Raw genomic sequence first — 23316 nt, forward strand, 5'->3', positions numbered from 1 at the left:
GAACGACAGGTACACCGAACGATGAATGTCAGCCGCCGCCGCTTTCTCTCCGGCGCAGCCACCGGCGCCGCCGGAACCGCCCTCACCGCGGGCATGCTCGTCGAGGGCGCGCGCAAGGATGCCGACGCCGCCGCGGCGGACCGGCCCGTCGCGGCGCCGACCTACCCGTTCCACGGAACGCACCAGGCGGGCATCCTGACCCCGGGCCCGGCGGAGAAGCAGAACGCCACCTGCTACGCCGCATTCGACGTCACCGTCGCCCGCCGCGACGAACTCGCCGAGCTGATGAGATCGCTCACCGGCCGCGCCCGCTTCCTCACCGCCGGCGGCACACCGCCCGACCTCGGCATCGGCGCACCGCCCGCCGACAGCGCGGTCCTCGGCCCCGAGGTCCTCGCCGACGGGCTCACCGTGACAACCGGTCTGGGCGCGAGCCTGTTCGACGACCGCTACGGCCTGGCCGCCCACAAGCCCGCCGGTCTCACGCCGATGCGCACCTTCCCCAACGACTCCCCGGACCCCAAGTGGATGCACGGCGACCTGCTGCTCCAGCTGTGCGCCCACCACCCCGACACCGTCCATCACGCGATCCGCGACATCACCCGCCAGACCCGTGGCGCGATGCAGCTGCGCTGGAAAATCGAGGGCTACAACTCGCCGCCGCGCCCGTCGGGCACCGGCCGGAACCTGATGGGCTTCAAGGACGGCACCGCCAATCCCACGGGCGCCGACGCGGAATCGCTGATCTGGCTCGACCGCGACGTCCCGGAGTGGGCGCGCGGCGGAACCTATCAGGTGGTCCGCCTGATCCGGATGCTCGTGGAGTTCTGGGACCGCGTCTCGATCAACGAGCAGGAGAACATGTTCGGCCGCCGCCGTGACTCCGGCGCGCCCCTGGACGGCAACGAGGAATTCGACACCCCCGACTACGCCGCCGACCCCGAGGGTTCGGTCATCCCCCTGGATTCCCATATCCGCCTTGCCAATCCACGCACCCCGGAGACCGACCGCCAGCAGCTGATCCGTCGCTCCTACAACTACGACCTCGGCCTGGATCCCAACGGCAATATGGCCACCGGCCACATCTTCACCTGCTTCCAGCAGGACATCCAGCGCCAGTTCGAAACCATCCAGACCCGCCTGATCGACGAGCCCCTGACCGACTACGTCCAGCCCTTCGGCGGCGGCTACTTCCTCGCCCTCCCCGGCGTGGTCGACCGCGACGACTGGTACGCCAGGGCACTGCTGGGCTGACCCTTCCCTTCCCTGCTGTCTTTCGAGACGCACGGTTCCCCTGTGACGACATGAACGGCATAGATGTTTGAATGCGCATATGTTCGTATAGGTATGTTCAGCTGCGAGAATAGCGCTCTCACAATCTGGCGTTCACCGCGCTCGACAGGTTCCACAGCCGACAGTTTCGATCACGACCGATGGCAGCGAGGTCGTCAATATCAGTCGATCAGAGAGCATTTCGTAGATTTCACAGGAAATCGGCATCGAGAGCCGGATTCTCCTGTCACTCCCCCACTGCTTGTTGACCGCCGGTGTGCGGTGGGGCACACTGCACCGACCGGAGTAGCCCTCCGGTCGGCGACGAGAACTCACGCCCACGGGCCGGAGGTCGCCGGGCAGTGCCGATTTCTCGGAGAGGAAGGGCCCTCATCGGCGAGGGCGGGCATCGATGATGTCGACAGCGGTATGGCGTGCGGTGAGAGTCGGTCTGATGGCCTCGGTCCTGGCGGCCGTGTCGATACCGTCGGCGGCGGGGCCGCCGGATCCCGGTGGCGTCGTGCACATCTCGCGAATCGCCGACAAGGCGGCGGGGCGCGCGGAGTGCGGCGCCGGATCCACACCGGAAACGGGACTACAGGGCGATGTGCCCGCGGCCGACCGTGATTCGCGGCGCAGCACCGCCGGATACAGCTGCAATCTGTCGCGCGTCGGCGGCTACGCGGGCCGGGGCGGGGGGATCACCTCGGCCGCCTTCGACCATTGCGTATACGTCGGCAGCCTCTTCCCCGGGAATATCGCCGGCCCGGCCCCGGGCGTGCAGGTACTCGACGTATCGGACCCGGCGCGTCCGGCCCTGATGGCCACGCTGACCGAACCGGCGATGCTGGCCGGAACGTGGGAGTCGTTGAAGGTCAACACGACTCGCAAACTCCTGGTCGGCACCGGGGTCCCGCTCCTCACCAGGGCGGGCCTCCTGTCGGTCTACGACCTGTCCGACTGCGCGCATCCGCGGCTGCTCAATCCGGGACCCGGCACCGATCCGCTGCAACCGCTGCCGATCACCGCGCACGAGGGCGGCTTCTCCCCCGACGGCAGCGTCTACTGGGCCTCCGGCACCGCGCCGGGCCTCGTCAGCGCCGTGGACCTGCGCGACCCCGCGGCGCCCCGGGTGGTCTGGCAGGGCCTGCCCGGCCTGTCCATGCACGGGATGGGCATCAGCGAGGACGGCGACCGCGTGTACCTGTCCGACAACATGGGCGGCATGGTGGTGCTCGACAGCGGCGCGGTCCAGCGCCACGACCCGAATCCCCAGGTCCCGGTGCTGGCGCGGATGACCTGGAACGACGGCTGGGCCACCCAGCACAGCATCCCGGTCACCTACGACGGGCATCGCTACCTGTTCACCGTGGACGAAGCCGGTTCCGGCGGAGTGAAACTCATCGACGTCGCCGACGACGCCCATCCGCGCATCGCCGACACGATCAAACTCGAGATCAACCTGCCCGAGAACCAGGACACCGCACTGGCATCGAGTTCCGGCGGCGGGGTCTTCGGATACGACTCGCACTACTGCACCGCCGACCGCCCGTCGAATCCCACCGCGCTGGCCTGCGGGTGGGTGTCCTCCGGCATCCGCGTCTTCGACGTGCGCGATCCGTTCGACGTGCGGGAGATCGCCTACTACAACCCGCCCGCCCAGACCGGCCGCGCTCTCGACCTGTGGAACTCCCCGCACGCCTGGGCGTCGATCGCCGGCGTGCCGATCCTCGAATCGCCCGCCGTGATCCAGGCGCTGACCGCGGGCATGTTCGATCCGAGCCAGGCGCTGAGCCCGCGGACGGGCATGGTCGCCCCCGGCGACCTGTCCAGCGACTGGTGTTTCTCCGGCCCGGCCTGGCGGGGCCGGCAGCTGTGGACCAGTTGCGCCGACAACGCCTTCCTGGCGCTGGAACTCGATCCGTCCGTCTACACCCCGCCCGCCGACCAGTTCTCCACGCAGGGCTCATGACCGCCCGCGCACGGATGGGGTGGGCCGCGGCGGTATGCTTGGCGGTGCTGACCTTCGCACTCGGCGTCGCCGCCCGCCCGCTGCTGATCTCCGACTCGCCCTCTCCCCCACAGTTTTCCGCGGACGAGATCGGGTTCCTCCAGGATATGAGCGCGCACCACCAGCAGGCGCTGCTCATGACGACGCGCCTGCCGCCGAGCGCCGACGCGTCCGTGCGCACGCTGGCCACGCAGATCGATGACACGCAGCGCACCGAGATCGGCACGATGCAGGGGTGGCTGACCCTGGCCGGCGCCCTGCCGACGAATCCGCATCCGATGGCATGGATGCGGTCCACCCACGAACACCACGAGACACCGGCCGCGACCATGCCGGGCATGGCCTCGACCGACGAACTCGACGCCCTGGCCGCCGCCGCCGGCGATCAGGCCGACCGGCAGTTCCTCACGCTCATGCGCCGCCACCACTCCGGCGGAGTGCTCATGGCCCAGGCCGCCGCCGCACAGCTGCCGGACGGTCCGGTCCGGCGCATGGCACGCGGCATGTTCACCGACCAGACCCGGGAGACGGCCGTGATGACGCTGCTGCTCGAGCGCGACGGCGCGCAGCCGCGCTGAGCGGACCATCCGGTCCGGACACCCCGTTGCCCCTCGTCACTCCCCAATCGTGGCCGTAGCCACCGACATCGACCGCGAATCGGTGCGATGGTCGGTGACATGACGAAGATCAATGGCGGCTCCGGACCCGTCTTCTGCACCGTCGTCCCTCCCCACATTCTCGACCGGCTGTCCCAACAGCAGGACCCCCTCGCCGCGGCCGCGCGCAGAACCCTCGAACAGGACGCCCTCGAGCGCACCCGCCGGGCGAATACGGTCGTCGGCCCCGCGCCCGTGAGCGCGGACGTCGGAGCGGCGGCCGACCAGCCGCAGCGCACGATCTTCGACGCCGGCCACAAGACGACGCTGCCCGGGACGAAGGTGCGCGCCGAGGGCTCCGACGCGAGCAAGGACGAGACCGTCAACCGCGCCTACACGGGACTCGGCGATACCTTCACGTTCTATCTGAAGGCGTACGCGCGCCGGTCCGTCGACGGCAACGGCTTGCCGCTGAACGCGACCGTCCACTACTCCCAGAACTACGACAACGCGTTCTGGAACGGCGAGCAGATGGTGTTCGGCGACGGTGACGGCGAGATCTTCAACGACTTCACTCTCGCGCTCGACGTCATCGGCCACGAACTCACCCACGGCGTCACGCAGCACACCGCGGCCCTCGCCTATTCCGGCCAGTCCGGCGCCCTCAACGAGTCGCTGTCCGACGTCTTCGGCTCGCTGATCAAGCAGTACGCGCTCGGCCAGACCGCCACCGAGGCCGACTGGCTGATCGGCGCGGGCCTGTTCACGCCGCGCGTCAAGGGCACGGCGCTGCGCTCGATGAAGGCCCCGGGCACAGCGTACGACGACCCCGCCCTGGGCAAGGATCCCCAGCCGGCGACCATGGACGGCTTCGTCACCACCGACGGCGACAACGGTGGCGTCCACATCAATTCCGGCATCCCCAACCACGCCTTCTACCTGGCCGCCACGACCCTCGGCGGCAACGCCTGGGAGAAGGCCGGGCAGATCTGGTACGACGTCCTGACCGGCGGCACACTGAAGAAGGACGCCCAGTTCGCGGACTTCGCGAAGCTCACGGTCGCCGCGGCGAAGAAACGTTTCGACGAAGGCGAGGAGCTGAAGGCCGTACAGAAGGCGTGGGAGCAGGTGGGTGTGCACGCATCGTGAATCCGTATTAGACACGGACCTATGCGCATTCGAGTGAGTCGCACGGGTGGATTCGCGGGCATCGAGCGGCACGCCGAGGTGGACACCTCGGCGCTGCCCGACGCGGGTGAATGGGACGCGCTGGCCGCACAGGCCGTGGCCGGGGGGCGGAGCGAGCCGCCCCCCGGCGTACCGGACGGATTCACCTACGAGATCACCGTGGACGGCGCCACGTACTACGCGACGGATCCCGAACTCACCGAACAGCAGCGGACGCTCATCACCAGGGTGCTGCGGAACGACGCCTGACGCGCCCGGCTGTCGCTACCGGGTGACGATGGTCGCCGAGCCGTGGCCGAACAGGCCCTGGTTCACCGCGATACCCGCGCGAGCGCCGTCGACCTGACGGCCGTCGGCCTGGCCGCGCAGCTGCCAGGTGAGTTCGCAGATCTGGGCGATGGCCTGCGCGGGGATCGCCTCGCCGAAACAGGCCAGCCCGCCGCTGGGGTTCACCGGTACGCGGCCGCCCAATGTCGTTGCGCCGCTGCGCAACAACTCCTCCGCGCCGCCGGTCTCGCAGAGGCCGATATCCTCATACCAGTCCAGTTCCAGCGCGGTGGAGAGGTCGTAGACCTCCGCCAGGGACAGGTCGGCGGGTCCGAGCCCGGCCTCCTCGTAGGCGGCGTCCGCGAGGGTGGCGCGGAACGCGCGCGGCGGGGCCTCGAAGGCCACGGCGGAGTCCGTCGCGAAGTCCGGCAGATCGAGCACCGTCTTCGGGAAGGTCGGCGTGACCGTCGACAGCGCCCGGATGCGGACCGGATCGGCGATGCCGTGCCGGCGCGCGTAGTCCACCGACGTCAGCACGAGCGCGGCGCCGCCGTCACTGGTCGCGCAGATGTCCAGCAGCCGCAACGGATCCGAGACCACCGCCGAGGCCGCGACCTCCTCGGCCGACACCTCCTTGCGGTAGCGGGCATACGGGTTGTTCAGCCCGTGCCTGGCGTTCTTCACCTTGACCGCGGCGAAATCGTCCAGCGTGGCCCCGTGCAACGCCATCCGGCGACGGGCGTACAGCGCGAAGTAGATGGGGTTGGTGGCGCCGAGCAGGTGGAATCGCAGCCAGTCCGGATCGTCGCGGCGTTCACCGCCGACCGGCTGGAAGAAACCCTTCGGGGCGGCGTCCGCACCGACGACCAGCGCCACGTCGGTCAGCCCGGCCAGGATCTGGGCGCGGGCGTTGGCGATCGCCTGGGCGCCGGAGGCGCAGGCGGCGTAGCTGCTCGAGATCCGGGCGCCCGACCAGCCCAGTGCCTGGGCGAAGGTCGCGCCCGAGACGAATCCGGGGTACCCGTTGCGGATGGTGTCCGCGCCGGCGATATAGCCGACGTCGCGGTGGTCCACTCCCGCGTCGGCCAGCGCGGCCCGCGCCGCCACCAGGCCGTATTCGACGAAGTTGCGACCCCATTTGCCCCACTGGTGCATACCCGCACCGAGGACGGCGATATCGCGATCGTTCTCAGGCATCGACCGGCCTCCACATCCACACCGTGTGCTCGGCGTCCTCGTCCTCGTACAGCACGCCGAGAGTCAGCTCGACCGGCATGCCGACCGCCAGATCGTCCACGGTGAGGCCGCGCACGACCTGTCCGAGGATCACCATCTGCTCGACCTCGAGCTCCACCGCCGCGACGACGTACGGCTCGAACGGCTCGGGCGAAACGTAGGGCGGGGGCGGCTTGTACCGGGCGTCCGCGTACGACCAGATCCGGCCGCGCGTGGAGAACAGGTATTCGGCCAGCTCGGAGCCGTCCTTCGGCGCCGCGCACTGCGGATTGCGGCAGGCCAGCGTGTTCCGCGGGAAATACGGTGTGCCGCACACATCGCAGCGGCTACCCACGAGACGGACCGCGCCGTCCTCCGCGGTGAACCAGTCTGCCACGGCCGGGCGTTGTTCTTTCTGCACGCACTCGACGGTATAGGAACACGTTCTACTTTGGCGAGGGTATCCCCTATCCGGCGGTCGCCGACGGCATGGACGCCGAAAACGCCGCGCAGTACGGTGAGAGCGATCGCGCCCTGCCGGACGCCGAGCCGGGCATTCCCCCTTCCTCTCCGGCAGCCCGCGTCACGGTCTGCGACCCAGTGCCGCGTCGGCAACGAATCCACCGAACCCGGCGGACGAGGCTGCTTTCCGGACGCCGGACGACGAGAGGATCACCATGTCCCCGAATATCGACCGGACAGCGCTGCAGCCCTTCGCTTTCCGGGCATCCGATACGACTCTCACCATGCTGCGACAGCGCGTCGCGGCCACCCGCTGGCCGGAGAAGGAGACCGTCGGCGACCAGTCGCAGGGCGTGCCGCTGGAGACCATCCAGCAGGTGGCACAGTATTGGGAGCAGCACTACGACTGGCGCCCGGTCGAGTCGCGGCTGGCGGCGCTGCCCCAGTTCGTCACCGAAATCGACGGCCTGGACATCCATTTCGTCCATGTCCGCTCGGAGCACGAGGACGCGCTGCCGATCATCGTCACCCACGGCTGGCCGGGTTCGGTGATCGAACAGCTGAAGATCGTCGAACCGCTGGTGGATCCCACCGCGCACGGCGGGGACGCCGCCGACGCCTTCCACGTCGTGATCCCGTCGCTACCCGGCTACGGCTTCTCCGGCAAACCGGCGCGCCCGGGCTGGACTCCCGATCGGGTCGCCATGGCGTGGACCGAACTCGCCCGGCGCCTGGGGTACACGAGTTTCGTTGCGCAGGGCGGTGATTGGGGTGCGATCATCACCGATCTGATGGGCGTCCAGGCGCCGCCGGAACTGATCGGCATCCACACGAATATGCCCGGCGCGGTACCGCCCGAGATCGACCGGGCCATCCAGTCCGGGACGCCGCCGCCCGCCGACCTGTCCGGCGCGGAGAAGCGGGCCGTCGAGCAACTCGACTTCGTATACCGGCACATCGCCTACGCCCAGATGATGGCCACGCGCCCGCAGACGCTGACCGGGCTGGTCGATTCGCCGGTCGGCCTGGCGGCATTCCTGCTCGACCACGACGCCAAGAGTCTCGACCTGATCGCCCGCGCCTTCGCCGGGCAGCCCGGCGGGCTGACCCGCGACGACGTCCTCGACAACGTCACACTCTACTGGCTGACCGATACCGCGATCTCCTCGGCCCGCCTCTACGCGGAGAATACGCACTCGATCTTCGCCACCAAGGGCGTCGACATCCCGGCGGCCGTCAGCGTCTTCCCCGACGAGCTGTACACGTGCCCGCGCAGCTGGGCCGAGCGGGCGTATCCCAAGCTGATCCACTACAACACGCTGGACCGCGGCGGTCACTTCGCGGCCTGGGAGCAACCGGACCTGTTCGTCGCGGAACTCCGCGCGAGTTTCCGCTCGCTGCGATGAGTTCCCGTCGAGCGTTCCGTCACTACTGTCGTGCTCACCGGCGCCCCCGGTGGGCCGCGACGACAAGGAGATAGGGCTGTGGCGCTGCGGCGGATGGACAACGTGCTGATCGTCGTCGAGGACCTCGACACCGTGATCGAGTTCTTCGTCGAACTCGGTATGGAACTGGAGGGCAAGGGACCGGTCGAGGGGCGGTGGGTGGAACGCGTCGTCGGGGTCGACGACATCCGCCAGGACGTCGCCATGCTGCGGATGCCGGACGGCCACGGCCGCGTGGAGCTGGCGATGTTCCACCGGCCGGAGCCGGTCAGCCCCGAGCCGAAGATCGCGCCGTCCAACACGCTGGGCATCCGCCGCATCATGTTCGCCGTCGACGACCTCGACGACACCCTCGCCCGCCTGCGCACCCGCGGCGCCGAACTGGTCGGCACGGTGGAGCAGTACGAGCAGATCTACCGCCTCTGCTACGTCCGCGGCCCGGAGGGCATCATCGTCGGCCTGGCCGAAGAACTCGGCGGTCAGTAAGCCGCGGCAGGTCCGCGGGGGCGAATTCCGTGGTGCAGTTCGGCCACGTCCGGGTGCGCCCGGGTCCGCGACTTCCACGCGTTCGCACCGTAGGTGTCGAAGAGGGGGTTGTCCGGATCCGCCGCCACGCCGCGGGTCCGGGCCGCGAGTTCCGGTGGCAGGTCGAGGATCGGAATCCGCGCGTCCAGAGCGGGATTGAGGAAGTACGGGATCGAGACGCGGTCGGTGCCCGGCTCGGGCGCGAGCACGCGGTGCCGCGTCGCGCGGAGATACCCGTTCGTGGCGACCTCGAGCAGTTCGCCGATATTGACGATGAACGCGCCCGGCCGCGGCGGCACGTCCAGCCAGCGTTCCGGCTCGAGTTCCACCTGTAGTCCCCGCGATCCGGGCTCGATGAGGAGCAGTGTCAGCACGCCCGAATCCTTGTGCGCGCCCACGCCCTGCGGGTTGTCGGCGTTGCCCGGATAGCGCACGACCTTGATCAGCGTGGCCGGCCGGTCCTCGAACGCCGCGTCGAACAGGTCCTCCCGCGCGCCGAGCGCCGCGGCCCAGTGCCGCAGCAGGCGGCGACCCACCGCGGACAGCGTCGCGTCCCACTCCCGCAGGGCCGTACGGAATTCGGGTAGCGCCGACGGCCACAGGTTGGGGCCCTGTAACCGCAGGTACCCCTCGGCCCCGGGAATCACGGCGAGTTCCGGGCCGATGTCCACCTGCTCCCGCCAGTCCACCGCACCGTTGGTCAACTCCCCACCCAGCCGCGAGTAACCGCGGAACTGCGGGCTGCGCAGCTGGCTGATCTCCTGCTTCGCCTCGTCCGGCAGCGCGAAGAAGCGGCGGGCCACCGCGAGCACATCGTCGATCTTCCGTTGCGGCACACCGTGTCCGGTCAGATAGAAGAAGCCGTACTCGTGGGTCGCCGCCAGCAGTGCCGCGCGGAACCCGGCGATATCGCCGTCCGCCTGAGTCAAGTCGAGAACGGGAAGCATGCCTCCACTCTGTGGCCGACCGCGCTCCGCCCCCAGGGTTTCGAACGCCTTGATTCCAACGATTCCGAAGGTCGGCGCGGGGCCGTCACGGCGGGGGCAGCGGCGGCGACTCCGGAAACCTCACAGGGAGATTCACGAGAGTGCGGTGTAGCGGACCCGGCCGCCAGGTCAGCGACTGGGGCGGCACCGCGAGCCGGGCCTCGGGCAGGGCGTCGAGTAGCTGGTCGACCGCGTCCTGGGCGATGAGATAGGCGGCGGGTTTGGCGGGGCAGGCGTGCGCGCCGGCGCCCCAGGCCAGGTGCGCGCGATTCCCGGTGTGGTCCCCCGTGCCGATCTCCGGGTCGGCGTTGCAGCCGGCGAGGCTGATCACCACGGGCCGGTGGGCGGGCAGCCACACGTCGTCGATGAGGACCGGGTGGCGCGGATAGGTGATGCCGGCGTTGGGCAGGGGCGGATCCTCGAACAGGACCTGGTCGAGCGCATCGCGTGTCGACAGGGCGCCGCCGACGACGCCTTCGCCGAAGCGGGCGTCGGTCAGCAGCAGCCGCAGGGTGTTGATGATCAGCCCCTGCAGCGGGCCCATACCCACGCCGTAGAGCGCGAGCACCTGGTGGACCATCTCCGAATCGTCGAATCGCGCGGGGTGCCGGAGTAATCGGCTGGTGAGGTCGTCACCGGGGTCGGCCTGTTTCAGCCGCACCAGCTCGAGCGCCGCCTCGCCGAACAGCCGGTTGCCCTCCTGCGCGTCCACGCCGTCGAAGATCGCCGCCGTTGCGGCCGCGGCCTTTTCGCTGATCGCGGGCGGGCAGCCCAGGAGCGCGTTGACGACCTCGAAGGTGAGGGGCGCGGCGTACTGGTCGACCAGATCGGCCGCGCCGGTGGCACAGAACGTGTTGATCAGCGAGACGGCGGTCCGCTCCACGGTGCCGTGCAGCGTGTGCAGGTTCACGCCGTCCAGGGCGTCGAGGGTGGCGGTGCGATACCGCGCGTGCTCCGCCCCGGCGCTGCGCGGCGCCGCCGGACGCCATTGCAGAACCGGCAGGACCGGGCATTCCTTGGGCACGCCCTGCTGCCAGATCCGCGGATCGGCCGGGAAGCGCTCCGGATCGTTGAGTATCTGCAATGCGGTGCGATAGCCCACGACCAGTGTCGCGGGAATCCCCGGCGCTAGGTCCACGGGCACCAGAGAGCCGTAGCGGCGACGCATTTCGCGGTAGGCGCGGTGGGGGTCCGCGGCGAACTCGTCGGAGTACAGGCTGACGCGTTCTTCGTCGAAGTGCACGGGCGTGGTCTCCCGCAGCGCGGGATCCGGGGGCGTGGGCAAGAAGGAGACTCCAGGAATGGGCGGTAACGTCACAGCGAAGCAGACCGCCGGGCATCGTCGCGCCGCCGGCCGGCAATTGCCTCAGCATAGCTCCGACCGCCGGCACCGGCAGTGGTATCGATCCCACCAGCGGTTTTTCCGCCACGCCGCAGTCGAGTTCCGTTGTGCCCGTGGGCAAACCGTCGTGGCCCGCACCGGCAGGGCCGTCGCCGAGGAACAGACCGCCGGGCACTCACCGCATTCGGCCAGCAACGACGGGCGAATCCCCCGCTTCCCTCTGTCGATCAATGTCGTAGTGTCTGCCTTGTCGGCCGCGCCGATTTCGAGCAGGCCGCCCGCATCCTCAACCGCCTGCCGGGTCGCTCTGAGCGGAATCAGCGATCGGTCAGGTCGTACACGGTGACGCCGTCGATCGTGCGGGGCGTGAAGGTGGCGCGGATCCACTCGGCGATATCGGTGGCGGCGCGGCTGCCTCCGGTGTCGGCGCCGCCGCCGTGCCGCTGCACCGTGCCGCCGTCGATGAAGTAGTGGATCTTCCCTTGGGAGACATAGGTTTGGAACTGCTCCAGCGTCGGCGCGGGGTCGGTGCCGTTGTAGCCCCCGAGCGCCATCACCGGCGCACCCGTCGCGAGCTGATAGGTGGCCGCGGAATCGGAGGTGATCACAGCGGCGGCCCACGTGTAGTCACCGGAATTCTCCCCCAGTGCGGCAACGAGATTCGCGCCCGGCTTCGCCGCGGCGAACCCCCTCATCGGCGGCCCACCCGCAGCCGTTCCGCCTCCGCGGTTCCCGTCGGGACCTCCGAAGTTCCCGCCGGGACGTCCTTGCGACGACCCGGGGCCGTGCGGGAATCCCGCCCCGGACGGGCCCGCGGACGGCAGGAATCCGCTCTGTGCGGTCGATACGGTCGCCAGCGAGTACGCGGTGGGCCCGGCCACGCCGACGACCACCGCGAAGGTGGCGGCCAGCGCCGCCGCCGACCGGGTCAGCCTGCCCGACAGCAGGATCAGCGCCGCCGCGACGACACCGGCCACCGCGACGACCGGGGCCAGCCACGGCAACCAGTCGGGCGTCCGGCGCAGCAGCACCCACGCGGCCGCCGCGGTCACCAGGATGGTCGCCGCCAGCACTCCGGCCACCCGCCGATCCGAGCGCCGCCGCCACAGCGCGCCGCCGCCGACACCGATCGCGCCCGCGATCGCCGGGGCCAGCGCCACCGTGTAATAGGAGTGCAGGATGCCCGCGGAGAAACTGAACACCACGCCGGTCACCACCAGCCAGCCCAGCCACAGCAGCAGCGCGGCGCGCACCCGGTCGGTGCGCGGCGCCTTCCGCGTCACCCACAGCCCGGCCAGGCCCAGGAGTACGGCCGCCGGGAGCAGCCACGCGATCTGACCGCCCATCTGCTGGGCGAACAGCCGGTCCCATCCGGCGTCGAAGTTCGTATTGCCGAGCCCGCCGGTCTCGTCCCCCGTGAGCCGCCCCAGGCCGTTGTAGCCCAGGGCCAGTTCCAGCACGCTGTTGTGCTGCGAGCCCCCGATATACGGCCGCGAATCGGCGGGCCACACCGCAACCAGCGCGAGATACCAGCCCGCGGAGACGACGACGGCGACCACCGCCGCGACCGACCGCCCGAGGCGGGCGCGCCACGAGCCGTGCGCCGCCAGCAGATACACCACGCCGAACGCGGGCAGCACCAGGAACGCCTGCATCATCTTCGCCAGGAACCCGAATCCGACCGCGACGCCCGCCAGGGGCAGCCACCACGCGCTCGCGTCCTTCTCGATCGCCCGCAGCACGCAGAACGCGGCCACCGTCAGCATCAGCACGAGCAGCGCGTCGGGATTGTTGAACCGAAACATCAACGCCGCCACCGGAGTCAGCGCCAGGACCAGCCCGCCACGATGCCGGGCCAGTGCCCGCTCACCCGGCGGACCGCCGCGGACAGGACACCGACCGCCGCGACGCCCTCGAGCGCCTGCGGCACGAGCAGGCTCCAGGCGTTGAGCCCGAACACCCGCGCCGAGATGTCCATCACCCACAGCGCGCCCGGCGTCTTGTCCACGGTGATGGCGTTCGCGGTGTCGCTGGACCCGAACAGCATCGCCTTCCAGCTCTGCGACCCGGCCTGCGCGGCGGCCGCGTAGAACTCGTTCGCCCAGCCGTTGGCGCCCAGATTCCACAGGTACAGCACGGCGGTCGCGGCCAGCAGCGCCGCCACCGACAGCCGCCGCCCCCACACCCGCCGGTCGGGCGCGGGCGCCCGCTCGGCGGGCGCGGCGGCGGGTTCCAGCAGAGTCGAAGTCACGTCTCCGATCTTGGAGATCGACTGTGCGCGCTTCCTCCGCCCCGGCTGTGAATTCGCTGGGAGAAACTACCCCGCGCCCGTCACGACCGGGCCACGGCCCCGGCCCGGGCGATGAGGTACTCGACCAGGGTGGTCAGGATCTGCTTGCAGGACTCGCGGTTTCGCGCGTCGCACAGCCGGACGGGGACGTGCGGATCCAGGTCCAAGGCGTCGCGGACCTCGTCGGGGGTGTACCGCGGCGCGCCGTCGAAACAGTTCACACCGACGGCGAACGCCAGGCCCCGGCGTTCGAAGAAGTCGATCGCGGAGAACGAGCCGTCGAGGCGGCGGGTGTCGGCGAGGACCACGGCGCCCAGCGCGCCGGAGACCAGTTCGTCCCACAGGAACCAGAAGCGGTCCTGTCCGGGCGTGCCGAACAGATACAGGATCAGGTCCCGGTCGATGGTGATCCGGCCGAAGTCCAGCGCGACCGTCGTCGTGGTCTTGGCCTCGACGCCGGTCATATCGTCGACACCGGCGCTCAGGGCGGTGATCGACTCCTCGGTGTGCAGTGGCGTGATCTCGCTGATCGACGACACCAGGGTCGTCTTGCCGACGCCGAAGCCACCGGCGACGAGAATCTTCACCGAGGCGGCCAGGGTCTCAGAGTGCGCGTATGCCATTCAGAACCGCTTGCAGTAGGCCGATATCGGGGCTGCCGGTACCGGTGGAGGGTGGGGAACGGAACAGGAGGCGGCCCTCGTCGACCAGGTCGCCGACGAGGATCTTGGTCACCGCGACCGGCAGGCGGAGCTGTGCCGAGATCTCGGCCACCGACTGCGGTGTGCGGCACAGCCGCAGGATCGTGGCGTATTCGGGTTCGGTGTGGCCCGAGGGGCCGCGACCCGCGTCCACCACCAGCGTGAGCAGATTCAGCTCGGGCCGCGCACCGCCGCCGCGGCCGCGCGTGACGGCGTAGAGGCGGACCAGCGGGCCGGCCTCGTCGTCGAACCAGGACTCACGCTGGTGACTCATGGGTTCTCGAGTCGGCCGGATGCGGGCGCGGATCGACGGACAGGTGGACGCCCACGCGCTGGACCGTCTGGTTCATCTCGTAGGCCACCATGCCCATATTCGCCGTCTCCGACGTCAGCAACGCCAGGCAGGCATTGTCACCGGCCGCGGTGATGAACAGGACGGCGCGGTCGAGTTCCACCACCGTCTGGCAGACGCCGCCGGCGGCGAAATGATGTCCGGCGCTGCGGGCCAGGCTGTGGAACGCCGAGGCCATGGCGCAGAACCGCTCGGCGTCGTCCCGCTCGATCTCGGCGGAGCGACCGAGCAGCAGGCCGTCGGTGGACAGCACCACCGCGTACTCGACGCCGGGCAGCGCCCGGATCAGGTCGTCGAGCAGCCATCCGAGACTAGTGCGGTCGGAAGTGGTCATCATCGCCTTCTCGTCGGGTGGATTCTGTTGTGGCGGCGGGGAACTCCGCGCGCACCTGCCGTCCCTGCCGGGTGCCGCTCTCGATCGCGCTCATGAGATCGCGCGCCTGCGCGGAGGTACGGCCGCGGCGCGGCGGCGGGGCCGCGCGCTCGGCCGGTTCCGCCGGAGCGATCCGGCTGCGGCGCGGCAGCACCGGTCGCTCGTCGGTGTTCCGCGCCGCCGGCGGCTCGTCCACGTCGGACGACGAGGTGAACCACGCCGATCGATGCGACACCGGCGGCGCGGGCGCGAGGTCCGCCCCGGCGGGCACATCGTTCGCTTCCGGTATCGGCTCGGGTTCCCTTGGGGCGGAGGGAACCTCGTCGCGCACCGCCTCCGCCTCGATCAGCACGGACGGGATCAGCACGACCGCGCGGATCCCGCCGTAGACGGACTCCGACAACCGCACCGCGATCCCGTGGCGCGTGGACAGTGTCGCGACCACGAACAGTCCGAGCCGGGTATCGCCGGAGAGCGCGGCGACGCTGAAGTCGGGCGGATCGGCCAGCATCGCATTGCGTTCGGCGATATCCGCCTCGCTCATGCCGAGTCCCTGATCGACAATCTCCACGACCACGCCCTTGCCGACCACGGTCCCGGACACCTCGACGCGCGACTGCGGCGGGGAGAACGAGGTCGCGTTGTCCATCAGCTCGGCGAGCAGGTGGATCGTATCGGCCACGGCATTGCTCGCGATCCGCACGTCGGGCGCGTGGCCGGTCTGAATGCGCTTGTAGTCCAGGCTTTCCGCGACCGCGCCGCGGATCAGGTCGAGCAGCGGCACCGGATTGCGCCACCGCCGTCCCGGCCGCTCCCCGCCGAGGATGATCAGGTTCTCGGCGTTGCGCCGGGCACGAGTCGCGAGATGGTCGAGCTGGAACAGCAATTCGAGCTGGTCGGCGTCCTCGATCGTGCGCTCGGCCCGGTCGAGCAGCGCGAGCTGGCGATGCACGACGACCTGGCTGCGGTGGGCGATATTGAGGAAGACGGCGTTCACCCCGGCCCGGGTCGTGGCCTCGGCGGCCGCGGCGGAGACGGCGGCGACGTGCGCGCGGTTGAACGCGTCGGCGACCTGCCCGAGTTCGTCGGTGCCGAAGTCGAGGCGCGACACCTCGTCGTCGATGTCGACCCGCTCCCCGTCGCCGAGTTTGCGCATGATGGCGGGCAGACGGCGATCGGCGGCGTCGAGCGTATCGGCGCGCAACCGGCGCATGCGCCGCACGAAGCGGTTGGCGAGCAGAAGGGCCGCGACGAACGCGCCGACCGTGATCAGCAGCACCGCCGCGCCGCCCAGCAGCGACCGGGTCGCCCGGTCGTCGCCCTCGGCCCGGGCGGTGACGTGCGCGTCGTTGCTCTGGTCCTGCCAGAGTCTCAGCAGCGCCGAGCCCACCTCCGCCGACGCGCTCTGATAGTCGGCAGCCGTCATCGGCAGCGCGTCCGGCGACGACCGGCGCGCCGCGGTCGTCTTCGCGGTGGCGTCCCCGTCGGCCGGAACGGGGCCACGCAGTTCCAGCGCGTCCTGCATCGCCAGTACCTGACGCCAGGCCGGGCTGTCCGTCAGGGCGGTCAGCTGCGCCAGCCGACGCCCCTTCAGGACGGTGGCCGAATACGCCACCTGCGCACGGAATTCGCCTGCGTGGCGGGTGAATTCGGTCAGTTGCTGAGATGACAGCTCGCCGACGGTCAGCGCCACCGATCCCATGGTGTCAGCCTTCGACAGCGCCTCCGCGGCGCGCAGCGGTTCGACGCCGTACCCCAGTTCGATGGCGATCCCGGCATCCGGCGCGACCCGGGCGGCGAGCATCGAGGCCGCGATGATGGTGTCGATGACCTTCCCGAAGAAGCCGAACACCTCCTCCGGCGGCGCCTGGTGCGCGTCGATGCCGCCGCGCAGCGCCGGGACCGCGCGGAACAGCTTGTTGTAGCCCTCGATATCGGCGGCGGATCCGTTCGGATTCATCTCCCGCGCCGCGTCGCCCTTGGCCATCACGGCCGCGAGCGCCTCGTCCGAGCGCCGGCGTGCATCGGCCAGGGCGCCGGTGGCCGCCGCGTCGCCCGCCAGGTGCAGCAGCGACATCCGGCGTTCCTGCTCGAAGGCGGTCACCATGAGAATGGCGGGTTCCGTTGTACTGCTGGCCAATTCGGCCCAGCGGCGCGCTTCCCGGCCGGTGTTGACCAGATAGGCCGCGGCGCCGACGCCGATGGTCAGCAGCGCGATGCTGGAGACGAGGACGATGACCAGCAGGCGGGCCCGGACACCCAACCGGCCGCGCACATTGTCGCGACCCGAGCCGAACAGCTCGCGGAGATTCCTGTTCACAGTTCGAACGCCCGTCGCTCAGATCAGGCTCGCGGCGAGACGTTTCGCGTTCATATACGCGATGGCCTCGATGGTCACCATCGGGTTGACGCCGGAGGAGGTGGGGAAGCACGAGCCGTCGGCGACGACGAGATTGGGCACCTCCCAGGCCGCCCCGTCCGGATCGGTCGCCGACATGTCCCGCGAACCGCCCATCCGCGCCGAGCCCATGATGTGCAGGGCCGCCATGGAGCACTGGCCGGGACCGTATCCGGCGGCGTCGCAGGCCGCGACGAAATCGGCGTGCGAGCCGCGGGCGCCGGGCTCGTAGGACGCGCCCGACTGGTGTCCGGAGAAGATTCGCCGGGCACCCGCGGCTTCGAGAATCTGTGCCGCACCGCCGATTCCGGCTCGTAGATGGGCGCGGTCGTGGTCGGACAGCCGGTAGTCGACGACCGGTTCGCCGCTGCGGTCGACCGAGACGGACCCGTGGTCGCGGTCGCGGGTGATGATGCCGACCACGCCGGTGTGCGCGAGATCGAGCATGGTGGCGCGATGGGCGGCGGCGCCGCGCCAGTTCATGAATCCGACGGCCAGGCCGGGCTGGACCGGGCCGGTCTCGTAGATGACGCCGTAGCCGTTGCCGTCGAGATTCGCGTGCTGACGGCAGATGCGGGCCTGCAACCCGCCCTCCCACGGCCGGATCTCCTCCTCGAACACCCCGTACACCGCCGCGGCGGGATGCAGGCGCAGGTAGCGGCCGATGTTCTTGTTGCGCAGGCCCGATCGCCGCAGCAGGGCCGGTGTCTGGATCGCGCCCGCCGCGACGACGACGGCGCGGGCGCGGACCTCGATCGGGACGCCGGTCGAGGTGCGGGCCGAAACCCCTTGGGCGCGGCCGTTTCGCACATCGACGGCGCGGACGTTCGCGTCGACCACCAGCCGGGCGCCGAGGCCCGCGGCGTCGTGCAGCCAGGTCTTGGTCACCGACCGCTTGGCGCCGAGACGGCACCCGTAGCCGCAGCTGCCGCAGTCGGCGCCGGCATCGCAGGCGTCGGAGACGTTGCGCGGCAGCGAATCCACATCCCAGCCGAGGGCGGTGGCGCCGCGTTCGAGGATCGCGTCGCGGGCCGACAGGGGCGAGTGGTCGAGGGTCACGCCGAGCCGCTGCCGCACGGTGGCCAGGGCCTCGTCGAATTCGCCTCCGGTGAACTGGGGAACGCCCAGGTCGGCCCATTCCGCGCGGACGGAGTCGGGGGTGGGCAGCGACGTACTCCAGTTGACGACGGTCCCGCCGCCCAGGCAGGTGCCCGCGGCGAGCGTCAGCTGTCCCTCCGCCGTGGCCTGGGGCCCGGGGGCGTACAGGTGTAGCAGCCCGTCCAGTTCGCCGGTGCCGAAATCGCGGTCGTCGTAATAGTTTCCGCGCTCGAGTACGACGACATCCAGCCCGGCCCCGGCCAGCACCGCCGCGGCGGTGCCGCCACCGGCGCCCGACCCGACGACGACCACATCGCACGTCAGGGTCGTCGGCTCCGTCGGCCGCAGCGGGGTCAGGGCCGGCGCCGGGGCGGACGCGAGCGGGCCCGGCGGAGTCGGATAGCCCATCTGTTTCCACAGCGGATTCGCCCCGGACGGTCCCGGGGTCACGTTGTAGGCGAGCAGGGCCGCCGACTTCAGCGCCTGGAAGAGCGTGCGTTTCGCCGCGAGCCCGGAATCGCCGAGGCGCAGCAGCGCCTGTTCGCGCTCGGCCTGCGACAGCGCCGAGAACCGCCGCGGACCGCTGCCGGTGAGCAACCCGAACATCCGGGAGTCCCACAGGCTCAACAGCATTCCCAGCTGCTTGGTCTCGGCCACGCGCGGATTGCGGGCGATCATCCGGAGCACGGTGTCGACGGCGCCGAGTTCGGTCGCCGACGGCAGCGCCAGCCCGTCCCCCGGGGCGAACGTGTCACAGATGATCCCGAGCGCCGCGCGCTGCCTAGCCGTTGGCTCCATGCGAATCCCCTTCGTCTCAGCCTGGTGAGTTCTACCACACAGCAAGAACGTTCGCTAACTTAATCGAGCACCATCGCTGATATGCGGCATACGCAAGGGGAAAGCACTGAGAACATGGGACGACTTGCCGGGGTAGCCGGCACCGAGGTCCGTCAGCGGATCACCAGGTGACCGGCAATTCGTAGAGCCCGTAGGCCAGGGCATCGTGTTTGTACGGAAGCTCGTCCGCGGGAACCGCGAGGCGCAGGGTCGGGATGCGGCGCAGCAGGGCGGGCAGCGCGATCTGCAACTCCATGCGGGCGAGCTGCTGCCCGACGCACTGGTGACGTCCGTAACCGAACCCGACGTGCGGTCCGTCCTGGCGCCGCAGGTCCAGCTCGTCGGGCTCGGGGAAGCGGCGGGCGTCCCAATTCGCCGGTGCGACATCGAGAATGATGCCTTCGCTCGCGCGGATGGTCTCCCCGGCGACCTCGATATCCTCGACGGCGATGCGGCGCTGTCCGGTCTGGATGATGCTCAGGTAGCGCAGCAGTTCCTCGATCGCGGTCGCGATCTCCTTCGGATCGTCCGCGTCGCGCAGGAGCGCCAGCTGATCGGGATGCTCCAGCAACGCCACCACGCTGAGGCTGAGCTGGTTCGCGGTCGTCTCGTGCCCCGCGATCAGCACGCCCGTGGCCAGTTGCGCGGCCTCGCGCACGCTGATCTCGCCGGCTCCGACGCGTTCGGCGAGATCCGAGACCAGGTCCTCTCCGGGGTGCTCGAGTTTCGTGCGCACGAGCTGGGCCAGGTACTTCGCCAGCGTCCCCGCCCCCTGCGCCGATTCCTCGGCGGTGGCGTACCGGTTCATGCCCCGGGCGGCCTGCTCCTGGAAGAATTCGGCGTCTTCGTAGGGCACGCCCAGCATTTCGCTGATCACCAGCGAGGGGACCGGCAGCGACAGCGCCTCCACCAGGTCGGCCGGTCGCGGCCCGGCCAGGATCGCGTCGATGTGCTCGTCGGTGATCCGCCGCACCGCCGGGCGCAGCGCCTCGACCCGTTTGAACGCGAACGGTTTGGTCAGCATCCGGCGAAATCTGTTGTGCTCCTCGCCGTCCGAGGTGAACACCGATCGCGGACGCTGATGCACCGTCGCCAGCATGCCTTCGTTCCAGTGCGGATATCCCGGCAGCCGGTCGTCGACGCTCACCCGGGGATCGGTGAACAGCGCCCGGATCGCGTCGTACCCGGTGATGAGCCACGGCGTGCTGCCGTCCCAGATACGCACCCTGCTCAGCTGTTTCACCGTGTTGAGCGCGAGCACCCGCGGCGGCGGCGAGAACGGGCACCCGGCCGCCCGCGGCATCGGGAAGTCCGGGATGTCGTGAGTGGCCACGTCCGAGGTGGCCTTGTCGTCAGCCATCTTCCCAGTGGACACCCTTCGCTCATTTAAATCAATCGGTTGATTTATTTCGGCGGATGAAGTTCACTGCACGTGCGTCTGTGAGCCAGGTTTAAATCAACCGATTGATTCGTCGAGGGAAGGCGTGTTGACTGGGCGCATGACTTTGCCACGGGCCTCGGGGGGCGACAGATCGAGCGTGACGCGCGAGGCGCTGCTGGCCGCCGCGGAGCGGTTGTTCGCCGAGCAGGGCTTGTCGGGGGTGTCGAATCGGCAGATCAGCGCGGCGGCCGGGCAGGGCAACAACGCCGCGGCGAACTACCACTTCGGCAGCCGCAGCGACCTGCTCCGCGCGATCGAGCACAAGCATCGGGCGCCGATCGAGGAGGTGCGCGCCCGGCTGTTCGCCGAGATCACGGATTCGGGCGAGCTGCGCGACTGGGTCGGCCTGCTGGTGCGCCCGCTCACCGATCACCTTGCCGACCTGGGCAATCCGAGCTGGTACGCCCGATTCGCGGCGCAGGCCATGGCCGATCCCGGATACCGCGAGGTCGTAACCGCCGACGCCATGACCTCACCGCTGCTGGCCCGCACGATGGACGGCATCGTCGGCTGCGTACCCGACCTGAGTAGACGCGTCCGCCACCAGCGCACCGTGATGACCCGCAACCTGCTCATGCACAGCTGCGCCGAAATCGAGGGCGAACTCGCCGCGCGGGGCCGGCGCGGGCGGGTGAACTGGCGTGAGGTCGGCGAGGACCTCACCGACGGCATCGCCGGGCTGTGGCGCGCACCCGTCCGCAGCACGATCTCCTGACCCCGACTCCTCCACTTGAACATGTTCAAGAAACGCTCTAGCCTCAGAGTTGAACACGTTCAAATAAGCAAGGAGCTGGGACAATGAATCTCGTCGTCGTCACATACGCGACCTACGCGACCGTCAGCTTGGCGGTGACGTTCTGGGTGGCCCGGACCCTGCATCGGACCGGCGCGCGGTTTCTGGTGGATGTCATGAACGGGGACACCGACCTCGCCGAGGCCGTGAATCATCTGCTGGTCATCGGGTTCTGGCTCGTCAACGCGGGCTTCGTGGCGCTGGCCCTGCGCATCAGCGGCCCGGTCGGCGACGCGCGGGTCGCGATCGAGGAGCTCGCCATGAAACTCGGGATGGTGCTGCTCGTCCTCGGCGGCATGCACTTCGCGAACCTGATCGCGCTGAACAAGATCCGCCGCAGCAGGCACCAGGAGAAGCAGGCCGCCGTCCCGCTGGTCCCGGCCGCCACCCAGCTAGCCTGAGCCGCATGCCCCGCCCCGAGCCCGCGACCGTGCGCGGCGAGGAAACTCGCCGGCAGATCATCGACGCCGCCCTGCGCCTGTTCGAGCAGAACGGCTATACGAAGACCACCATGCGCGCGATCGCGGGCGAAGCGGGTGTCAGCGTCGGCAACGCCTACTACTACTTCGCCTCCAAGGAACATCTGGTCCAGGGCTTCTACCAGCAGATCCAGGCCCTGCACCAGCAGCGGGTCGAAGATACTCCCCGCGGCGACTCCCTCGCCGCCCGCTGGCAGGCGATGGAACTGGCCTTCGTCGACGTCGCCGCCCCCTACCACGAGTTCGGCGGCAAATTCTTCGCCATCGCCGCCGAGCCCACCAGCCCGCTCAGCCCGTTCAGCGACGAGAGCCGTCCCGCCCGGGAGACCTCCACCGCCATCATGTGCGACTTGGTGGTCGGCGCCGATGTCAAAGGCGACAAGCGGCTGTTGGCCGAGCTGCCGAATCTGCTGTGGCTGGCCCACATGGGCATCGTCCTGTTCTGGGTCCACGACCGCAGCCCCGGCCAGGAACGCACCCGGCTGCTGATCCGCCGGGTCGCCCCGCTCGTAGAACGCGTCGTGGCACTGTCGAGGCTCCGCCCCCTGCGCCCCGTCCTCTACCCCGCCCTGGACCTCATCGAGGACCTCGGCAACTGACCGGCCACCCTCGTCGAAAAACGTTGGACGACTCGGCCGATCACGACCACGATGGCCGAAGGAGGTTTCCGTGATCCGGATCGCGAACGAACTCGACTTGCCTGTCCTACGTGATATCGAACGTGCCGCGGGTGCCGGTTTCGCCGAGATCGGCATGACGGCCGTCGCCGAGGACGAACCACCGTCCTCGGAGCTTTTCGCCGAGTTCCAGACAGCCGGGCGGGCCTGGGTATACGTCGGCGAAACGGATGTCCCCGTGGCATTCATCCTGGTCAGCGAAGTCGACGGCAACGGCCACGTGGACCAGGTATCGGTTCGCCCGGATCACGCCGGCAACCGCATCGGCCAGGCCCTCATCGAACACGCGATGTCCTGGGCCTGCGCGACCGGGCTGCCCGCCCTGACGCTGACGACCTTCACCGATGTCCCCTGGAACGGCCCCTACTACGAAAAGCTCGGCTTCCGCTACCTACGTCCCGACGAGGAAACCCCGCGACTGCGCGAGATACGCCAGGCGGAAGCCGAACACGGCCTGGACCGCTGGCCCCGAGCGTGCATGCGCATCGACTTGCCAATCCCCTAGCGTTCCCGACCTACGACCTGGCCCGGGCGTACCGGTACCCCCTGGAGATCACCTTCCGCGGGT

21 protein-coding genes and 1 pseudogene are annotated in these 23316 nt (G+C 69.8%); 11 read left to right on the plus strand and 11 right to left on the minus strand.

Annotated features, from left to right (window positions below):
* Nucleotides 1-21: 21 nt before the first annotated feature.
* The 5 genes from ON41_RS19485 (at nt 22) to ON41_RS19505 (ending at nt 5316) form a co-directional block, all read left to right on the plus strand.
* Nucleotides 22-1254 carry a Dyp-type peroxidase gene (locus ON41_RS19485; RefSeq protein ID WP_040749104.1) on the plus strand — a complete coding sequence of 411 codons (1233 nt, stop codon included), beginning with the start codon at nt 22-24 and terminating at the stop codon, nt 1252-1254.
* A 472-nt stretch (nt 1255-1726) separates the two neighbouring features.
* On the plus strand, nt 1727-3244 hold the full coding sequence (locus tag ON41_RS19490; RefSeq protein WP_085995723.1) for an LVIVD repeat-containing protein: 1518 nt from the start codon (nt 1727-1729) through the stop codon (nt 3242-3244).
* A complete protein-coding gene (locus ON41_RS19495; RefSeq protein ID WP_040749106.1) occupies nt 3241-3861 on the plus strand; it encodes a DUF305 domain-containing protein in 621 nt (206 codons plus the stop codon). Before ON41_RS19490 ends, ON41_RS19495 begins: the two co-directional genes overlap by 4 nt.
* Before the next feature lie 99 nt (nt 3862-3960).
* Nucleotides 3961-5028: a M4 family metallopeptidase gene (locus ON41_RS19500; protein ID WP_040749174.1), complete on the plus strand. Its 1068-nt coding sequence runs from the start codon at nt 3961-3963 to the stop codon at nt 5026-5028.
* 33 nt (nt 5029-5061) lie between these two features.
* The gene (locus tag ON41_RS19505; RefSeq protein ID WP_218003512.1) at nt 5062-5316 is read left to right on the plus strand and encodes a protealysin inhibitor emfourin; all 255 of its coding nucleotides are present in this window, start codon (nt 5062-5064) and stop codon (nt 5314-5316) included.
* Nucleotides 5317-5331: 15 nt separating this feature from the next.
* On the opposite strand, the gene ON41_RS19510 is transcribed toward ON41_RS19505, so the two are convergent.
* Both ON41_RS19510 and ON41_RS19515 read right to left on the minus strand, forming a co-directional pair.
* A complete protein-coding gene (locus ON41_RS19510; RefSeq protein ID WP_040749108.1) occupies nt 5332-6531 on the minus strand; it encodes a lipid-transfer protein in 1200 nt (399 codons plus the stop codon).
* Nucleotides 6524-6970 carry a Zn-ribbon domain-containing OB-fold protein gene (locus tag ON41_RS19515; protein WP_444543678.1) on the minus strand — a complete coding sequence of 149 codons (447 nt, stop codon included), beginning with the start codon at nt 6968-6970 and terminating at the stop codon, nt 6524-6526. Before ON41_RS19515 ends, ON41_RS19510 begins: the two co-directional genes overlap by 8 nt.
* Nucleotides 6971-7226: 256 nt before the next feature.
* Here ON41_RS19515 and ON41_RS19520 point away from each other — a divergent pair, with 256 nt between their 5' ends.
* Together ON41_RS19520 and ON41_RS19525 are read left to right on the plus strand one after the other, a co-directional pair.
* Entirely contained in the window at nt 7227-8417 is a 1191-nt protein-coding gene (locus ON41_RS19520) for an epoxide hydrolase family protein (RefSeq protein ID WP_040749110.1), read from the plus strand.
* 78 nt (nt 8418-8495) lie between these two features.
* Entirely contained in the window at nt 8496-8942 is a 447-nt protein-coding gene (locus tag ON41_RS19525; RefSeq protein WP_174411336.1) for a VOC family protein, read from the plus strand.
* Here the strand turns inward: ON41_RS19525 and ON41_RS19530 are convergent.
* The 9 genes and pseudogenes from ON41_RS19530 to ON41_RS19570 form a co-directional block, all read right to left on the minus strand.
* Nucleotides 8936-9928, minus strand: a complete 993-nt coding sequence (locus tag ON41_RS19530) for an isopenicillin N synthase family dioxygenase (RefSeq protein ID WP_040749111.1) — start codon at nt 9926-9928, stop codon at nt 8936-8938. The two genes, ON41_RS19525 and ON41_RS19530, sit on opposite strands and share 7 nt — an antisense overlap.
* 85 nt (nt 9929-10013) lie before the next feature.
* On the minus strand, nt 10014-11252 hold the full coding sequence (locus ON41_RS19535; RefSeq protein WP_040749112.1) for a cytochrome P450 family protein: 1239 nt from the start codon (nt 11250-11252) through the stop codon (nt 10014-10016).
* Nucleotides 11253-11626: 374 nt separating this feature from the next.
* Nucleotides 11627-13560: pseudogene (locus ON41_RS19540) on the minus strand (glycosyltransferase family 39 protein).
* Between the two features lie 80 nt (nt 13561-13640).
* Nucleotides 13641-14222 carry a GTP-binding protein gene (locus ON41_RS19545; RefSeq protein ID WP_040749113.1) on the minus strand — a complete coding sequence of 194 codons (582 nt, stop codon included), beginning with the start codon at nt 14220-14222 and terminating at the stop codon, nt 13641-13643.
* Nucleotides 14203-14574 (minus strand): DUF742 domain-containing protein, encoded by a 372-nt coding sequence (locus ON41_RS19550; protein ID WP_040749114.1) that lies wholly within the window; start codon nt 14572-14574, stop codon nt 14203-14205. Before ON41_RS19550 ends, ON41_RS19545 begins: the two co-directional genes overlap by 20 nt.
* A complete protein-coding gene (locus ON41_RS19555) occupies nt 14558-14986 on the minus strand; it encodes a roadblock/LC7 domain-containing protein (RefSeq protein ID WP_040749115.1) in 429 nt (142 codons plus the stop codon). The genes ON41_RS19550 and ON41_RS19555 overlap by 17 nt, the downstream gene beginning before the upstream one ends.
* Nucleotides 14964-17345 (minus strand): sensor histidine kinase, encoded by a 2382-nt coding sequence (locus ON41_RS19560; protein ID WP_246829560.1) that lies wholly within the window; start codon nt 17343-17345, stop codon nt 14964-14966. The genes ON41_RS19555 and ON41_RS19560 overlap by 23 nt, the downstream gene beginning before the upstream one ends.
* A gap of 18 nt (nt 17346-17363) precedes the next feature.
* A complete protein-coding gene (locus ON41_RS19565; protein WP_040749116.1) occupies nt 17364-19319 on the minus strand; it encodes a GMC family oxidoreductase in 1956 nt (651 codons plus the stop codon).
* 160 nt (nt 19320-19479) lie between these two features.
* On the minus strand, nt 19480-20718 hold the full coding sequence (locus tag ON41_RS19570; RefSeq protein ID WP_040749117.1) for a cytochrome P450: 1239 nt from the start codon (nt 20716-20718) through the stop codon (nt 19480-19482).
* A 124-nt stretch (nt 20719-20842) separates the two neighbouring features.
* Between ON41_RS19570 and ON41_RS19575 the strand changes: the two genes are divergently transcribed.
* The 4 genes from ON41_RS19575 to ON41_RS19590 all read left to right on the plus strand — a co-directional run bounded on the left by ON41_RS19575 (nt 20843) and on the right by ON41_RS19590 (nt 23253).
* A complete protein-coding gene (locus ON41_RS19575; protein ID WP_040749118.1) occupies nt 20843-21514 on the plus strand; it encodes a TetR/AcrR family transcriptional regulator in 672 nt (223 codons plus the stop codon).
* 83 nt (nt 21515-21597) lie between these two features.
* A complete protein-coding gene (locus ON41_RS19580; protein ID WP_040749119.1) occupies nt 21598-21993 on the plus strand; it encodes a hypothetical protein in 396 nt (131 codons plus the stop codon).
* A 5-nt stretch (nt 21994-21998) separates the two neighbouring features.
* The gene (locus ON41_RS19585; RefSeq protein ID WP_040749120.1) at nt 21999-22670 is read left to right on the plus strand and encodes a TetR/AcrR family transcriptional regulator; all 672 of its coding nucleotides are present in this window, start codon (nt 21999-22001) and stop codon (nt 22668-22670) included.
* Nucleotides 22671-22740: 70 nt separating this feature from the next.
* Entirely contained in the window at nt 22741-23253 is a 513-nt protein-coding gene (locus ON41_RS19590) for a GNAT family N-acetyltransferase (RefSeq protein WP_040749121.1), read from the plus strand.
* Nucleotides 23254-23316: the final 63 nt, after the last annotated feature.

Origin of the sequence: Nocardia transvalensis NBRC 15921, assembly GCF_000308875.1 — a bacterium.
Taxonomy (GTDB): domain Bacteria; phylum Actinomycetota; class Actinomycetes; order Mycobacteriales; family Mycobacteriaceae; genus Nocardia; species Nocardia transvalensis.

Coding starts and splice junctions, on each gene's coding strand:
- ON41_RS19510 (WP_040749108.1), bottom strand. CDS start 6,531: ATGCCTGAGAACGATCGCGATATCGCCGTCCTCGGTGCGGGTATGCAC.
- ON41_RS19570 (WP_040749117.1), bottom strand. CDS start 20,718: ATGGCTGACGACAAGGCCACCTCGGACGTGGCCACTCACGACATCCCG.
- ON41_RS19580 (WP_040749119.1), top strand. CDS start 21,598: ATGAATCTCGTCGTCGTCACATACGCGACCTACGCGACCGTCAGCTTG.
- ON41_RS19585 (WP_040749120.1), top strand. CDS start 21,999: ATGCCCCGCCCCGAGCCCGCGACCGTGCGCGGCGAGGAAACTCGCCGG.
- ON41_RS19520 (WP_040749110.1), top strand. CDS start 7,227: ATGTCCCCGAATATCGACCGGACAGCGCTGCAGCCCTTCGCTTTCCGG.
- ON41_RS19490 (WP_085995723.1), top strand. CDS start 1,727: ATGGCCTCGGTCCTGGCGGCCGTGTCGATACCGTCGGCGGCGGGGCCG.
- ON41_RS19550 (WP_040749114.1), bottom strand. CDS start 14,574: ATGAGTCACCAGCGTGAGTCCTGGTTCGACGACGAGGCCGGCCCGCTG.
- ON41_RS19500 (WP_040749174.1), top strand. CDS start 3,961: ATGACGAAGATCAATGGCGGCTCCGGACCCGTCTTCTGCACCGTCGTC.
- ON41_RS19555 (WP_040749115.1), bottom strand. CDS start 14,986: ATGACCACTTCCGACCGCACTAGTCTCGGATGGCTGCTCGACGACCTG.
- ON41_RS19495 (WP_040749106.1), top strand. CDS start 3,241: ATGACCGCCCGCGCACGGATGGGGTGGGCCGCGGCGGTATGCTTGGCG.
- ON41_RS19545 (WP_040749113.1), bottom strand. CDS start 14,222: ATGGCATACGCGCACTCTGAGACCCTGGCCGCCTCGGTGAAGATTCTC.
- ON41_RS19530 (WP_040749111.1), bottom strand. CDS start 9,928: ATGCTTCCCGTTCTCGACTTGACTCAGGCGGACGGCGATATCGCCGGG.
- ON41_RS19485 (WP_040749104.1), top strand. CDS start 22: ATGAATGTCAGCCGCCGCCGCTTTCTCTCCGGCGCAGCCACCGGCGCC.
- ON41_RS19565 (WP_040749116.1), bottom strand. CDS start 19,319: ATGGAGCCAACGGCTAGGCAGCGCGCGGCGCTCGGGATCATCTGTGAC.